Annotated in this window: 13 protein-coding genes and 1 pseudogene; 3 read left to right on the top strand and 11 right to left on the bottom strand. The window is 55.1% G+C overall.

Annotated elements, in window-relative coordinates:
- Window positions 1–109: 109 nt before the first annotated feature.
- Window positions 110–1,063 (top strand): aminopeptidase, encoded by a 954-nt coding sequence (locus tag AC3WJN_RS18680; RefSeq protein ID WP_005832608.1) that lies wholly within the window; start codon window positions 110–112, stop codon window positions 1,061–1,063.
- Between the two features lie 182 nt (window positions 1,064–1,245).
- On the opposite strand, the gene AC3WJN_RS18675 is transcribed toward AC3WJN_RS18680, so the two are convergent.
- The 8 genes from AC3WJN_RS18675 to AC3WJN_RS18640 all read right to left on the bottom strand — a co-directional run bounded on the left by AC3WJN_RS18675 (window position 1,246) and on the right by AC3WJN_RS18640 (window position 9,691).
- Window positions 1,246–1,476, bottom strand: a complete 231-nt coding sequence (locus AC3WJN_RS18675; protein WP_005832609.1) for a DUF1450 domain-containing protein — start codon at window positions 1,474–1,476, stop codon at window positions 1,246–1,248.
- A gap of 206 nt (window positions 1,477–1,682) precedes the next feature.
- Window positions 1,683–2,618 (bottom strand): cation diffusion facilitator family transporter, encoded by a 936-nt coding sequence (locus tag AC3WJN_RS18670; RefSeq protein ID WP_025849111.1) that lies wholly within the window; start codon window positions 2,616–2,618, stop codon window positions 1,683–1,685.
- 292 nt (window positions 2,619–2,910) lie between these two features.
- Window positions 2,911–3,819, bottom strand: coding sequence for an N-acetylmuramic acid 6-phosphate etherase (gene murQ / locus AC3WJN_RS18665; protein ID WP_007784517.1), 909 nt, complete (start codon window positions 3,817–3,819; stop codon window positions 2,911–2,913).
- Window positions 3,820–3,861: 42 nt separating this feature from the next.
- Window positions 3,862–5,463 carry a glycoside hydrolase family 3 protein gene (locus tag AC3WJN_RS18660; RefSeq protein WP_492329314.1) on the bottom strand — a complete coding sequence of 534 codons (1,602 nt, stop codon included), beginning with the start codon at window positions 5,461–5,463 and terminating at the stop codon, window positions 3,862–3,864.
- A 50-nt stretch (window positions 5,464–5,513) separates the two neighbouring features.
- Window positions 5,514–6,485, bottom strand: a complete 972-nt coding sequence (locus tag AC3WJN_RS18655; protein WP_492329313.1) for a GNAT family N-acetyltransferase — start codon at window positions 6,483–6,485, stop codon at window positions 5,514–5,516.
- A 23-nt stretch (window positions 6,486–6,508) separates the two neighbouring features.
- The gene (locus tag AC3WJN_RS18650; RefSeq protein WP_492329312.1) at window positions 6,509–7,336 is read right to left on the bottom strand and encodes a carbohydrate ABC transporter permease; all 828 of its coding nucleotides are present in this window, start codon (window positions 7,334–7,336) and stop codon (window positions 6,509–6,511) included.
- 36 nt (window positions 7,337–7,372) lie between these two features.
- The gene (locus AC3WJN_RS18645) at window positions 7,373–8,329 is read right to left on the bottom strand and encodes a carbohydrate ABC transporter permease (protein WP_005832620.1); all 957 of its coding nucleotides are present in this window, start codon (window positions 8,327–8,329) and stop codon (window positions 7,373–7,375) included.
- Between the two features lie 30 nt (window positions 8,330–8,359).
- On the bottom strand, window positions 8,360–9,691 hold the full coding sequence (locus AC3WJN_RS18640; protein ID WP_290426490.1) for an ABC transporter substrate-binding protein: 1,332 nt from the start codon (window positions 9,689–9,691) through the stop codon (window positions 8,360–8,362).
- Between the two features lie 562 nt (window positions 9,692–10,253).
- Between AC3WJN_RS18640 and AC3WJN_RS18635 the strand changes: the two genes are divergently transcribed.
- The gene (locus AC3WJN_RS18635) at window positions 10,254–10,853 is read left to right on the top strand and encodes an undecaprenyl-diphosphatase (RefSeq protein ID WP_007780514.1); all 600 of its coding nucleotides are present in this window, start codon (window positions 10,254–10,256) and stop codon (window positions 10,851–10,853) included.
- A 60-nt stretch (window positions 10,854–10,913) separates the two neighbouring features.
- Here AC3WJN_RS18635 and AC3WJN_RS18630 read toward each other — a convergent pair whose 3' ends face one another.
- Window positions 10,914–11,420, bottom strand: a complete 507-nt coding sequence (locus tag AC3WJN_RS18630) for a DUF1648 domain-containing protein (RefSeq protein WP_005832623.1) — start codon at window positions 11,418–11,420, stop codon at window positions 10,914–10,916.
- A 122-nt stretch (window positions 11,421–11,542) separates the two neighbouring features.
- Between AC3WJN_RS18630 and AC3WJN_RS18625 the strand changes: the two genes are divergently transcribed.
- Window positions 11,543–12,883 carry an MFS transporter gene (locus AC3WJN_RS18625; protein WP_492329311.1) on the top strand — a complete coding sequence of 447 codons (1,341 nt, stop codon included), beginning with the start codon at window positions 11,543–11,545 and terminating at the stop codon, window positions 12,881–12,883.
- 326 nt (window positions 12,884–13,209) lie between these two features.
- Here the strand turns inward: AC3WJN_RS18625 and AC3WJN_RS18620 are convergent, their stop codons facing one another.
- Both AC3WJN_RS18620 and AC3WJN_RS18615 read right to left on the bottom strand, forming a co-directional pair.
- Window positions 13,210–13,674: an OsmC family protein gene (locus tag AC3WJN_RS18620; protein ID WP_007780521.1), complete on the bottom strand. Its 465-nt coding sequence runs from the start codon at window positions 13,672–13,674 to the stop codon at window positions 13,210–13,212.
- Between the two features lie 246 nt (window positions 13,675–13,920).
- Window positions 13,921–14,239: pseudogene (locus AC3WJN_RS18615) on the bottom strand (transposase); the annotation flags it as partial.
- Window positions 14,240–14,443 lie beyond the last annotated feature (204 nt).

The following is a 14,443-nucleotide window of genomic DNA, read 5'->3' as shown; positions in this document are numbered from 1 at the left end:
GTGTAAATAGTCGAAAAACAAAAAAAGTTAAGACTTGATTCACAGCGTTCGCTTTCAGTACAATCTCTTCAAGATTCGCACCTACTAAAAAATCAGGAGTGTCTAACCGATGAACCAACTTGTGGAAATTAGCCGCAATTTGCTGGCAACTTGTTTAGGGGTAAAAGAAACAGAAGAGCTGGTCATTGTCACGGATGAAGACAAGCGCCCTTTGGCGGAAGCCCTCTACGCAGCGGGAAAGCTGCTCGGAGCCGAAACGATGCTGCTCGTCATGCAGGAGCGTGAAAAATCAGGCCAGGAGCCGCCGCAGACGATTGCAGAAGCGATGAAGCAAGCAGACGTCGCCGTGTGCATCACGAAGTATTCGCTGACGCATACGCAGGCGCGCAAAAATGCCGCCGCCAACGGGACGCGCGTCGCGACCATGCCCGGCATTACCGAAGATATGTTCACCGCTGGCGCCATTTCCGCCGACTATCAGGAGGTCAAGCGGCTGACGGAAACCGTCACGGACATCCTGACCAAAGGCAAACAGGTACGGATCGAAAAGGGCGGGTACACGCTCGAATTTTCCATCGAGACGAGAAACGGCGTTCCCAGCACTGGGATGTATTTGGAAGCGGGCCAGTCGGGCAACCTGCCGTCGGGCGAGGCGTACATCGCCCCCGTGGAAGGTTCGGCGAACGGCCAGATTTTGGTCGACGGCTCCATCGGCGGAATCGGCAAAATTGACGCGCCGTTGCTGCTCACCGTCAAGGACGGGAGACTCGTCGACGCAGAGGGGCCGATGGCTGCCCGCCTGCTCTCCACGCTCGGGGATGGCGACGGACGGATGCTTGCAGAATTTGGGATCGGAACCAATCACAAGGCGAGAATTATCGGAGTTGTACTGGAAGATGAAAAAGCGTTCGGGACGATCCACGTTGCGTTTGGCAGCAACGCTACTTTTGGGGGAACGATTCAGGCGGGCGTGCACATTGATTTAATCGTAAACGAACCGGATGTGTACATCGACGGAGTGCCCTTGCAGGAAAAAGGACGCTTTCTGTTTGCGGCACAATAGCGAGCGACAGGCGTGAAAACGAAAAAGCAGAAGCGAATACACTCGCTCCTGCTTTTATTCATGCCCCAGGCCCGCGCCAAAACAGCGGACTGTGGACAGGGGACAGTGGGCACCAAGCCACCCGGGCGCTGCGCTCTTGCTCTTGCTCTTACTGTTGCTCTTGCTTTTGCTTTTGCCTTGCGCTAATTCGCTGCCGAGAGCTTTTCCACCAGCCGCTCGAGCAGTTCTTGCCCGTCGCTGCCCACGATATTTTTGCCGTTGTACAGCGCAAACGGCTTTTCCAGACATTGGCCGCAATAGTTGACACACCGCTCGTCGATCAACTGCACATCGGGAAATTTCCTGACCTCGTTTCTCACCCACTCCAGACTGCCTTGGAGATTGCACGGGCAAAATTTGATTGTATGCACCATCGTCTTCCCCCATCAATAAATGGCATTGCGCTTCTACCCAAATTTTACAGTCAATTCAGAATTAACAGCAAGAACACGCATAAAACCGCAAACGCTTTAAAGCGGCGAGGAAGCCGAAAAGGCCGGGCAGGCTGCCAGAACTTGGGCGTCTGGAACCGCTCGGCCTTTTTTGGTTATAGTCGCGTGCGTACAGCTCAAGCAGCCCTTTACGCCTCTTGCAGCAAAAACTGTTTGCCGTACTCTCCGTGATCGAGAATCATCGGATGCTCAATCTGGATCGTCGAATGCTCGATGCCGTACTTCGTTTTCAGCAGATGATTGATGCCGAGGATCACACAGTACGGCTGAATATCCTCGCGCACAAACACGTGTGCCGTCAGCGAGTAGTGCTCTGTCGATACCGCCCACAGGTGCAGCTCGTGCACGTCATAGACGCCTTCCACGCTGGCGAGGTCTGCCCGGATTTGGTCGAGATCAAACTGCTCCGGCACGGATTCCATCAGGACGGCCAGCGATTCGCGGATGATTTTGAAGCCGCCCATAAAGATGATTCCTCCGATCACCATGCTAATCAGCGGGTCGAAGAGGTAGTAGCCTGTGAAGTAAATGAGAATGGCAGAAGCGATGACGCCCACAGAGCTGAGCAGGTCGCCGATGAAGTGCCACAGGGCGCTTTTCACATTCAGGTTGTCTTCTTCCTTGGTGCTTCTGGACAGCACGATCGTCAGCACGATGTTCACGATCAGCCCGATGGACGCGATCGTCAGCATCAGTTGCAAGTCGACGTCTTGCGGGTGAATCATCCGGTTAATCCCTTCAATCGCGATGCCGATTGCAATTACGGCAAGCGCCAGGCCGTTCAAAAACGAAGCGATGATTTCAAAGCGCAAAAAGCCAAACGTGTACTTTTTGGTCGGCTTGCGCGTCGCCATGTAAATCGCGGTCATGCTCAAACCGAGCGCGATGACGTCCGAGATCATGTGCGCCGAGTCGGACAGAAGCGCCAGCGAGTTGGACAACAGGCCGCCGACGATTTCCACGATAGTAAAAAACAAAGTCAGGATCAGTGTAATCCACAACGTTTTCTTCGATTTTTGCTGTTCCTTCACGTGATCGAGATGATGATAATCAGCGTACTTCACGTGTTTCATAAGAGCCACCCCCACTATCAAAATAGAAAAATTACAATCTAATAATTAATTTAATTATAGGGTGTTTTTGCCACTTATTCAAATGAACATTTTATGGATCATACTACTGATTTTCATTCCCAGCCCAGTCGTTTCTCACGGAGAGACGCGGGGAAAACGCGGTTTCGTTCAGCATTTTGGCCCGGCTCCTGTTGCCAACGCAAAGCAAACAGCCTTCTCCCCCTCTGGAAAAGGCTGTTTGCTTTGCGCGATTTACTGGCAGCCTGTTTTGACACACCTCAAGCTACGAGACATACCCCTCGACAATGCGCCGAATATTCCCTTTGTGCTGCTCCAGCAACCGAAGCGACTCGGCCTGCGACAGCGCCGTTTTTTTCATCACAATCGCAAGCCTGGCGTCGCCTTGCGCCCTGTTCAACAGCTCATCGGCTTCCTCCAGCGAGACGTCGGCCGCTTCCGCGACGATCTGCTTGGCCCGCTCCTTCAGCTTTTCGTTCGTCACCTGCACGTTGACCATCAAATTTTTGTACACCTTGCCCAAGCGAACCATGCATGCGGTCGTAATCATGTTGAGCACCATCTTCTGCGCCGTCGCCGCTTTCAGCCGGGTCGAGCCTGTGACGACTTCCGGGCCGACCACGACGTTGATGGAGACGTCCACGCCTTCATTGATCTCAGCCGTCGGATTGCACGACAGCGACACAATTTTCGCCTTGAGCCGACTCGCCTCTGCCAGTGCGCCTTTTACATAAGGCGTGCGCCCGCTCGCCGCAATTCCCACTACAGCGTCACCGGCCCTGACTCCGTGCGCCCAGACATCCTCCTGGCCCAAATGCGCGAGGTCTTCCGCTCCTTCAATCGCTTTGACGAGCGCTTCCACTCCCCCGGCGATCACGCCTTGCACGAGGGAAGGGTCTGTGCCAAAGGTCGGCGGGCACTCCGCCGCATCCAGCAGTCCTAAGCGGCCGCTGGTGCCTGCGCCAAAATAAAACAGCCTGCCGCCGTTTTGCAAGCATTCGGCAATCATGTCCACCGCCCGGGCAATCGCAGGCAGCTCCTTTTCCACGCAATAGGCGACTTTTTTGTCCTCCTCGTTCATGAGCCTGATGATGTCGAGTGTCGAGAGCAAGTCCAGGTCTTCCGATTGCTTGTTTTTCGTCTCGGTCGTCAAACCGCTCAGTTGATTTCTCATCCGCTACCTCCCCGTCAGTCTCCAGTTCGTCCGTTTTCTTCATCAAAAGTGCCCCTGTTGCTTCCACATACTGACAGGCAAGCGACCGACTGCCTTTTGCTTGCCGAACAAAACGTCCGCAACGACTCCCAGCGCCCGTTCACTCTGGTCGTACACCGCAAGAAAAGCGTCCACCTCCGGAAAAGCGGTCAGGTCGTACGGGTTTCTGAGCGCCACTGCCACCACCTTTTTGCCTCGCGTGGACAGTTGCTGCACCAGTTGCGCCTGACCGCTGTAAAGATGGGCGTTGTACGTAAAAACGATCACCGTATCGCAGGGCGCCACGGCAGCGACAGCCTGCTCGATCTCCGCCTGCGCAGGTTGGAGTGCGGACAGAAAGTGGGCATGCACCTGTCTGTGCGCTTGCAGCGGCGCTACCAAAAGCTCCGCGCCCGCCTGCTGATCCTCTGCCTGCGTCAACCGGCCCACTCCCGGCAAAATCACGCCAAGCGCCCCCGCCTGCTCCGGCAAAGGGACAAGCCCCTGGTCGTTTTTCACCAAGGTCACAGCCTGCGCGAGCGCTTCTTTGGCCAGCCGCTCGTGAGCCGTCCGGTCAAAAACGGGACCTGTCGCCGCCAGACACTGCTCCCAGGAAAGATAGCGCTGCTTCAGTCCCGTGATGCGCTCGACAGCCTCCTGCACCCGGGAGTCGGGAATTTCACCGCTGCGGATCGCTTCGGCCAGACGATCATACGTCTTTTGCTGCACCTCGGGCGTATGCGAGACGAGCACCATGTCCACGCCCGCCTGTATCGCCTGCACCGCTGCTTCCGGCACGCCTGTGGAGTTGGCGATCGCGGCCATTTCCAGACAATCGGTAATCGCAACGCCCTGAAAGCCGAGCTGCCCGCGCAAAACGTCCGTCACCAGCCGCCGCGAGATCGAGGCAGGCGCACCGCTTTCGTCGACGGTCGGCAGGCTGACATGTCCGATCATCACCATCGGGGCTTTTGCCGCGATACAGCGGCGAAACGGAACCAGCTCCACCTGCGAGAGCCGCTGCCAGTCGTGCCGCAGCACCGGAATCGCTTCGTGCGAGTCTGTGCTCGTGTCGCCGTGGCCGGGAAAATGCTTGATCGCAGCAACGACGCCGCTTGCAAGCAGCCCTTGCATCGCGCTCTCGCCAAAACGCCCGACCGCTTCCGGCTCCGCGCCGAACGAGCGCACTCCGATCACCGGATTGGCCGGATTGTTGTTCACGTCGACGACAGGGGCAAAATTAACGGTAATGCCCGCGGCCCGCAGTTCCTCTCCAGTCGCCGCATAAACCCGTCCGGCCCACTCCGGGCTTCCCGTCGCACCGAGCGCCATCGCTCCGGGAAACCGGGTAGCACCGCGCATTAGCCTCGCCACGACGCCGTTTTCCTGATCGGTTCCGACCAACAGCGGATGCGGCTGTCCGGCTTCCTTCGCCCATCGTTGCAACGTGCGCACGCGCCGAAACGTCTCTGCGACTGAACCGATGTTGCGGCTGAACAAAATCACGTTGCCAATCTGCCGCTCGCGAATCCACGTCTCCATCTCACCGGGTACTTCCAACGTCGGGTAACCGATCATGAGCAGTTGCCCGACTTTTTGCTCCACACTCATCTGCTTTGCACGCATGGAGAACCTCCTTTTTTTCGCACGCTCGCAGCCGCGAATGACGCGAATGATTAGACAAGCTCCTTGCTGTACTTGGCGTACTGCTTCCAGCTTGAGTAGCCGAGCTTGGCGTAAAAGTCGACGAGCGCCGTCCAGTCAATCGCGATCTGCTGAATCCCGCGCTGCCGCAGCATGGCAATCCCCGCCTGCACGAGCGCCAATCCCAGGCCGCTTCCCCTGTGCGCCGGGTCGATGCCAAGCGGTCCGATCCCGCCCAGCTCCCGCGCAAAAAGCGGTGCCCAGTAGACGTTTTGCGCAATAAACGGCGACTTCGCGTCATTGATCCGGCAAAAGCCGACGATTTCCCCCTGCCGCTCCAACACGACGAACTCGCGCCCAGTCCCGCCGCGCTGAAAATAGTGAATCGCCTCGTACTCCCAGCGCCCGGGAAAGCAGCGATGCAAAAAGGACAAGAACGCGTCTTTGTCGTCCGCCGCAAGCAAGCGGAAGCGCCCGTCCGCGACTTGCGGCAATGGAACGGATTTCTGATCGTCCTGATCGGAATAGCGGCAAAGCAAATCGTTTTCCAACGGCTCCAACAAGCGGTACCCACGCGCGGCAAACCAGGCTGAAACCTCTGGCGACTCAACGGGAATCCCCGGGAAATAATGATACGGGTCGCGGCCGAGCCATATTTTTTGCACGCCGCGCTGCCGCAAAGCCCGCTCTGCTCGCGCCAGCAGCTCGCTTCCGATTCCTTGGCCGCGATCGTTGCGGTCCACGAGCAACGCCTGAATCCAGCCGACGCCTTTTCCCAGTTGCACATCGAGCTGTTCCTGCCAGCATTTTACCACGACAAATCCTACGGGACGCCGCGCAACCGCATCCATGGCAATCCAGGAGCCTGCCTGCAGCACATTGCGATCTTCCAGGCTGTTCTGGCGGAGCAGCTCGGGACGCATCGGGAAGCGCTCTCCCAGCTCCCGGTTCCACAGCTCGCACAGCGCATCCAGGTACAGCGCGTCCAATGGTACGTAAAACATGCGTTCATCCGCCTCCTAATGCCCTACTTCAACCCGGAAGTTTTGGAGCCTTCGACAAAGTATTTTTCCGCAAACAAAAACACGAGCAAAATCGGAATTAGGCTGATTAACGCCCCCGCCACCAGCAGTTGGTCGTCGGTCTTGTACTGTCCGCGCAGCGACAAAATCCCGATCGGCAGCGTAAAATGCTCCTCGGAGATGAGATAGATGACAGGCGCGAGAATTTCGTTCCATTTGCCCATGAACGTAAAAACCGCGAGTGTCGCGAGCGCCGGCTTGCACATCGGCAAAAACACGCGCCAGTATATTTGGAACGGATTGCAGCCGTCCAGCTTGGCCGCTTCCTCATAATCCTTAGGGATGCTCAGGAAAGCCTGCCTCATCAGGAAAATGGCAAACGGCTGGCCCAGCCACTCCAAAATCCACAGCGGCGTCAGCGAGTCGAGCATCCCTAAGTTTTTGAAAATGATAAACTGCGGGATGATCGTCACGATTCCGGGAATCATCATCGTCCCGAGCACGATCATGAACAGCGTATCGCGAAACGGAAAGCGCAGCCGGGCAAAGGCAAAGGCGATCATCGAGCTGGAGAGTAGCGTGCCGACTACGGACAGTACCACGACGATCACGCTGTTGACCGTGTAGCTGCTGAAGTTCGCCTGCTCCCACACTTGCGGGTAGTTGCTCCACTTCACAGGATCGGGCACCCATTCCGGCGGAAATTGCATGTACTGCTTGTACGTTTTCAACGAGTTGAACACCGTCGTCAAAAACGGCACGACCATAATCAAGGTGCTGACGAGAACAAACAAGTATCCCAAAACTTTATGGAGAGGAAAACGCTTTTGCATGGCTACCTCCTTTTCCTCCGCGCACGCCATCGTAAATTAATCATAGTGAACCCATTTCTTTTGCAGCTTGAATTGCAGCAAAGTAATCGCCAGCAAAATGAGGAACAGCACCCAGGCGATCGCAGAGGCGTAGCCCATCTTGTAAAAGCTGAAGCCTTGCCGGAACATGAGCAGCATCAGGACGAGACTCGCGTTGTTCGCGCCGCCCGTAGACCCGGCCTCGGTGGAGCCGCCCGTCATGACGAAAATTTGCTCGAAATTTTGAAACGAGTAGATCGTGTTCAAAATGATGACGAGAAACGTCGTGCCGGAAATCATCGGAACGGTGACCTGCCAAAATTTTTGCCAGGCGTTCGCGCCGTCAATCGACGCTGCCTCGTACATGTCATGGGAAATCCCTTGCAGCCCGGCCAAAAAAATAATCATCATGTAGCCAACCGACTTCCAGATCGCGATGAGCACGAGCACCGGGATGACCCACACTTCGTCAATCAGCCAGTTTTGCGGCGCGATGCCGAATTTGGCGAGGATGGCATTGGCAAAGCCGATCCGCTGGTTGAACACCGCATCCGCCACATACGCGATCACCGTCCACGACGAGATCACGGGCAAAAAGTGCGCCATCCGAAACAGCTTCAGCCCTTTCAGCTTCTGGTTCAGCGCGACTGCCAGCAAAAGCGCCAGAAACGTCTTGGCCGGAACGTACAACAGCGTGAAGTAGACCGTGTTCCACAGCGCCTGGTAAAACAGCGGGTCGGCGAACAGCTTTTCGTAGTTATCCAGCCCGGTCCACTTCGGCGGATTCAAAATATCGTAGTCGGAAAAGCTGAAGTAGAGCGAGGCAAGCGAAGTCCCCAGGACAAACACGAGAAAGTGGACCAGGTAGGGGGAGACGAGCAGCAGCCCCCATCTCCCCTCGCTGTCCAGCCAGTTTCGTTTCTGCTTCGTTTTCACATCAGGCTGTGCCTGTAGCTTGTTTGGTAGCTCCAACATCGTTGGCTACACTTCCTCCCTGATGGTTTGCTACTGCTTCTTGAAAAACTCATCCAGAACTTTTTGCACGCCCTCGTCTGTCTTGGTGATGTAGTCGTCCACGCTCATCTTGTCCATAAACAGCTCAGCCAGATTGTCCGTGACGACCTTCAACCATTCCGCGAAAACGGCGTTAGTGTCGATCGTGCCCGCGAACTCCAGGCTGTCGAGGAAAACTTGCTTGTTGTCCGGCTTGATGCTCGGGTTCAGAAACATCTCGGAGTTCGCCACCGATTTTTTCACCGGAATCGCTTCCCCTACCTCTGCCCATTCTTTTTGCGCCTCGTCCGACGTCGTCCAGTACGTAATCCATTCCTGGGCCGCTTTTACTTTTTGCTCCTCGGCTTTTTTGTTGATGACCCACGAGTTGGCGATGACTGGCGCGAACCGTTTGCCATCCGGACCTTTGGGCAGCGGCGCCACATCGTAGTTCAAGCCGGCTCCGTTCATCGAGGTCGTAGCCGCGTAAATGTCGATCTGCATTGCGGTCGCTCCGCTCAAAAACACTTTGAAGTTGCTCTGGAACGCCTTCAATTCGGCCGGGTTCGGGAACAGCTTGCGCTTCATGCCGTCCGCCATCCACTCCACCGCTTTTTTGTTTTCCGGAGAATTGACGATCGACTGTGTCATCGTCGGATCGAGCACGCCGCCGCCGTACGCTTTCATGATGTTAAACGCCCCGCGGGAGCTGCCGAAAAACGTAAAGCCGTACTGCTTCACCGCATTTTTGTCAAAGGCGGGGTCGTCTGCATTTTTCCCGTTAGCATCGAGCGTCAGCTTGGCGGCTGCCGCCTTCAGGTCATCCCACGTCCAGTCTGCCGTCGGATACGCGACTCCGGCCTGGTCAAACAAATCCTTGTTGTAGAAAAGCGCCCCTACCTGAATGCCCTGCGGCACGCCCCAGTATTTCCCCGAGGCGTCCTTGTTGAACTCCACGCCGAGCACCTCGTCCTTGTTGACTTCCTTCGTGACGTAATCGGTTATATCGCGAATCGCCCCGCGCTGCGCAAAGCCGAATACTTTCGTCCCGTCGCTTTGCCAGATGTCTGGCGCGTTTCCTGCGGCAATCTGCGTCGTCAGCTTCTGGTAAAAGTCCTCGTAAGGAGCCGTCACGGTCTTGATTTTGATATGCGGGTGCGACTGTTCGAATTTTGCGATAATTTCCTCCATCTTTTTCTTCGTAGGCGGATCAGAGGTGTAACCCATGTACAATTCCACCTGGTCCCCCTGCTGCGTCGAAGATTGGCTGCTACATCCGCCGACGAGCAACGCCGCTGCCAGACTGGCGATTCCTGCTGCTGCTAGAAACCTGCTTTTTTTCATGGAAAACCTCCCATTTTCGAAAAGATGCATACTTGTACAAAAAATGATTGCTCTGCCCTGCTCTTACGCGCTGCAGCGGATCGAGCCAGGCTTCGTATTGGCGTCTCGATCCGTCCGCCAGTTGCTACAGTTGCTGGTTAGCGACTCGCCCGTGGACAGCCAATCGCCCCGCACTAACGACAACTCCCCCCTCGTCCTGTATGAAGCGCGCTTCATTTGCGGGAATTTACTGTCAATTCGTTACATACCTGTATTATAGACTCTTGAAATAAAATATCAAGATATTAACGTAATCGTAAAATAAAATTTCAAAACAAATATTTCGACATTCTTCTCCCTGTTTCTTTTCCTGTGACGAAGCGGCTCGAACGCGCAGCTCGGCCCGGCCTGCCCTGTTTTCGCCAGCAAAAAGAGCAGGAAACGAACCGCTTGATCGCCCTCGTTTCCTGCCCTGAAGCCTTATCTTACAATCCTGTAATTTTGTGTAAGGTAATTCGATTTCTTCTTTTCTCGCCTTTGTTTACGATTTTCCTATTGTCATAAAAAAGGAGGATCACTGTTTGTGGACGCCATGGAGATGAATATTCATGCTTTCCGATTGATTAATGACCTGGGTAAGCAGTACCCGGCACTCAATCCCGCGTTTTACGCCATTGCCGAGTACACCGTGTACGCCCTGGCCGTCTGCGTGCTTCTGTACTGGCTGACGCGCAGCTACCACAATCGCGTGATGGTGGTTTGCGCCGCGGTCACGTTTGCGCTTGCGGAACTGCTCGGAAAAATCGCAGGCAGCCTGCACACCAACAACCAGCCGTTTGCCGAGTTGGCGAATGTGAATCAGTTAGTGCAAAAAGCGGTGGACAATTCCTTCCCCAGCGACCATACGATTTTGTTTTTTTCCTTTTGCATGAGCTTCTGGCTGTTCAAAAGAAAAGCAGGCATTCTTTGGATGCTGCTGGCAGTATGCGTAGGGCTTTCCCGCATCTGGGTAGGCGTGCACTATCCGGCGGACGTCATCGTCGGCGCCTTAATCAGCATCGGCTCGGCCTTGACCGTTTTTATGGTGGTACCGCGGCTATCCTTCGTACACAGCGCGCTGGCTCTGTACGAAAAAGCCGAACGGGCTGTTTTGCCTGCCCGGCTTAGCTCCAAAGACTTTTGAGAAAAGCGAGCCCAAAACACTCTGTTTTTGCAAAGTGCTTTGGGCTCGCTTTGTCGTTTGCTAGCGGATTTTGCCGAGCGTAATCAGGCCATAAACCAGTTGGATCACGATGCCGCCCACCACCACAGGCACAAACCACATGCCAAACCAGCTTCCCCAGCCCATCGCAATCGAAATCGCTTCCAGCAAAATGACAGAAAACACAATGACGCATATATTTTTGAGCTGGTTCACGATTTTTCGGCTTTGCAAGTAAAACTGCTCCGCGTTTGCTTCGTTGAACCGCTTCGGATAGTTATAAACTTCCGGATGCTTTTCCAGCGCCTGCATCAATCCAAACAGCAATGCCCCAATCCCTGGCAAAATGAGCAGCTCCCACTTCGAGCCCCAGCGATCCACTTCTCCTGCTCCGTTAAAATGAGCAGGCACCTTGTCAGGAAGATCGCCCCACAGCAACAGGAGAGAAACGATTCCCCCGATGTAAAAGACCGCTCCCAAAATGTCCCAGATCCATTCGCTTTTGGTCTTTGCGATGTTCAGCTTCGGACGCCCCCACCAATCGGCCATGCCTGTCCCTCCTTCAGATCGTCCATCCAGATTGACTTTTCTAAAATTTGGAGATAAGATTCATCCCATTCAGCCTATTGCGAACTATTCGACCCAACAAACCGTGAAAAAGAGGGGATTTCATGTCACACCCACCTAATCATAATTGGCAGGCCAGCCAAAATCAACAAGCCCACTTCCGATGTTACATCGATTCACCCCAAAAGCAGCAAAAGCTTTACAAACGAACGCTGGCCATCGTCGTCATCTCGCAAATTTTCGGAGGGGCGGGACTTGCGGCAGGCGTCACCGTCGGCGCTCTGCTCGCCCAGGAGATGCTCGGAACAGACAGTCTCGCAGGCATTCCCGCCGCGTTGCTCACACTTGGCTCCGCCTTGGCAGCGCTGTTTGTCGGCCGACTCTCGCAACGGTTCGGCCGCCGCTTCGGGCTGGCAGCAGGGTTCCTCGCAGGAGGCATCGGCGCAGTCGGAGTCATTCTCGCTGCGGTGACACAGCATATCTGGTTGCTGTTTGCCTCGCTGCTCGTATATGGCGCCGGAACGGCCACCAATCTGCAAGCCCGCTACGCCGGAACCGATTTGGCCCAGCCCCGGCAGCGCGCGACCGCCGTCAGCATCGCGCTCGTCTCCACGACCTTCGGCGCTGTAGCCGGACCGAATCTGGTGGAAACGATGGGCCACTTCGCCAGCTCGATTGGCGTGCCGCCACTGGCCGGGCCGTTTATTTTGGGCGCTGCGGCTTTCCTCTGTGCCGGGCTGGTCTTTTTATTCCTGCTCCGCCCGGACCCGCTGCAGGTCGCCAAAGCCATCGCCGAAGCGCAAGCAGAGGAACAGAAAGCCTCTGCGGACATCCCGAGAAGCCTGCCTGCCGCCGACAGTCGCGGCATCATCGTCGGCGCGACCATCATGATTTTGACCCAGATCGTCATGGTCGCGATCATGACCATGACGCCCATCCATATGAAGCACCACGGGCACGGCTTGAGCGAGGTCGGCCTCGTGATCGGCATTCACATCGGAGCCATGTACCTTCCCTCGCTGCTGACCGGCGTTCTCGTGGACAAAATCGGCCGCACAGCCATGGCCTTTGCCTCCGGTGTCACCTTGCTTGCGGCTGGCCTGTTGGCTGCACTTGCCCCGGCCGATTCCATGCTGCTGCTCATCGTTGCCCTTGCCTTGCTGGGGCTGGGCTGGAATTTTGGCCTCATCAGCGGTACCGCCCTGATCGTGGACGCAACCCACCCCGCTACCCGGGCCAAAACCCAAGGAACCGTCGACGTCCTGATCGCCCTGGCTGGCGCATCGGGCGGAGCGCTTTCCGGCATGGTCGTCTCCGGCGCCAGCTACGCGACGCTCTCGCTTGGCGGCGGCTTCCTCTCCCTGCTGCTCGTCCCAGTGCTGATCTGGTCGAGACGGAAGCAGAGGCAGATGGAGGTTCAAGCGGAGCAGTCGTTGCATCAGTGAGTCCGTTCACAGTCAACACTCGACTGACCGCCGCTTTTTTCGCCTCGCTGCGCAGGACCGGAACGTCGAGTCGAGGAATTGGCGCAAAAAACGGTCGCGCACGGCGGCAAGTTGCTCACGCCGATTCGCAAGTATTGCGGATTACCTGGGAGAAAAACCTTTTGAAACAGTTTTACTGTGCTGTGAAGATCCGTTCGGGGGGGCAGCGCGAAATTTACAGGGGCCTCTACAAGCTAACCTATTCTTCCGTGGCTTACTGAGTTTTTCTCAGAGAAAAAGAGGCAGAGCTTGTTCTGCCTCTTTTCTTTTTCCTGGGCCACGGAAAGTTAGCCGAGCTTGCTGCCGGAGACGTCTTCTATGACAATTCCGTTCAGCTTGAGGTTGACCGGATTGGCAATCGTGTCGCCCACCGGGCATGTCCGCTCCAAAAACTGAATGAAGGCTTCCACCTGCTCTTTGGCGGCATCGGTCTTGATGTGAAAGGTGTAGCGAATCTCAGAATACCCACGGCGCACGTCGGATTTGTTCATGAAGCCATCCGTATCCAGATCGCCTTCGACCTCCACCCAAAAATCGTCGAGATGAACCCCAAACTTTTTCGCATACACGCGAGCCACAATCGACTGGCACGCGCCCAACGCGGACAGCACCAGCTCGACAGGATTCATCGCGGTATCCGTTCCGCCAAGGCTTTTCGGCTCATCGACAGTGACCTCAAAATTTCTGGAACGCGCCTTGACGACCATTCCTTCCTGCAAATGGGCGGTGGCTTTGAATGTTTCTACTGGCATGCTCAGCACTCCCTTTCAGATCGTTTGTGTGTTATTTTGAATTTTAGCACACTTTTCCGATTTGTATTATATGAATTATTGCGAAAGGGCTGAAAAAAACAGAAAAACGACTATCTTTGACCGGTCTGCCTATATGTAGTGCGACCGAACAAAGATAATCGTTTTTTCTCTTTAACTACAAGGAGCTATAGCGAGATATATTCAATCCCAGAAGAACGTCTTTCCTTGCTTCTCCCCTGCAAAGGATTAGTAACCCGGTTTTATTTTTTTAAGGGCTGTCTGGCGATACTGAACAGGTGTCAAGTATGCCAGCGTTCCGTGAATCCGATGCTTGTTAAACCAGTTGACGTAATCGTATAGCTCCAATTCCAGATGACGAAGGCTTTGGAAGCTCATCTGGTTGATGAACTCCGTTTTCATGATTTTGTAGGTGGCTTCAGCCACGGCGTTGTCATAAGGACAGCCTTTCATGCTGAGAGATCGACCGATTTCAAAGGTCTCCAGAAGCTCATCCATCTTTTCATTTTTAAACTCACTGCCACGATCCGTATGAAACCACTGTCAGATCACTAACGACGAAGCGTTTGGATTCCGTTTGCTCAAACTCACGATCCAGAACATTCTTCGTCGTCGCTTCATTGCAAGCCGTTTTATTGGGCTTATACTGAGCTATGGTGTAGGTGGAGACCAGCTGTAATGCCCCCCTTTGTCAAGACACTTTGAGAACGAAAATAAGTTATGTCCTCCCATCTTTTTGAATGGTGGTACA

The organism is Brevibacillus sp. FW306-2-1A-C05A, from assembly GCF_058781555.1.
The sequence above is the reverse complement of the archived record's forward strand: the minus strand, read 5'-3'. Positions and strand labels throughout refer to the sequence as shown.

Bases quoted from the DNA above. Each gene is read 5' to 3' on its own strand.
- AC3WJN_RS18640 (WP_290426490.1), bottom strand. From the start codon at position 9,691: ATGAAAAAAAGCAGGTTTCTAGCAGCAGCAGGAATCGCCAGTCTGGCA.
- AC3WJN_RS18625 (WP_492329311.1), top strand. From the start codon at position 11,543: ATGTCACACCCACCTAATCATAATTGGCAGGCCAGCCAAAATCAACAA.
- murQ (WP_007784517.1), bottom strand. From the start codon at position 3,819: ATGAGAAATCAACTGAGCGGTTTGACGACCGAGACGAAAAACAAGCAA.
- AC3WJN_RS18630 (WP_005832623.1), bottom strand. From the start codon at position 11,420: ATGGCCGATTGGTGGGGGCGTCCGAAGCTGAACATCGCAAAGACCAAA.
- AC3WJN_RS18660 (WP_492329314.1), bottom strand. From the start codon at position 5,463: ATGCGTGCAAAGCAGATGAGTGTGGAGCAAAAAGTCGGGCAACTGCTC.
- AC3WJN_RS18675 (WP_005832609.1), bottom strand. From the start codon at position 1,476: ATGGTGCATACAATCAAATTTTGCCCGTGCAATCTCCAAGGCAGTCTG.
- AC3WJN_RS18650 (WP_492329312.1), bottom strand. From the start codon at position 7,336: ATGCAAAAGCGTTTTCCTCTCCATAAAGTTTTGGGATACTTGTTTGTT.
- AC3WJN_RS18680 (WP_005832608.1), top strand. From the start codon at position 110: ATGAACCAACTTGTGGAAATTAGCCGCAATTTGCTGGCAACTTGTTTA.
- AC3WJN_RS18620 (WP_007780521.1), bottom strand. From the start codon at position 13,674: ATGCCAGTAGAAACATTCAAAGCCACCGCCCATTTGCAGGAAGGAATG.
- AC3WJN_RS18655 (WP_492329313.1), bottom strand. From the start codon at position 6,485: ATGTTTTACGTACCATTGGACGCGCTGTACCTGGATGCGCTGTGCGAG.
- AC3WJN_RS18645 (WP_005832620.1), bottom strand. From the start codon at position 8,329: ATGTTGGAGCTACCAAACAAGCTACAGGCACAGCCTGATGTGAAAACG.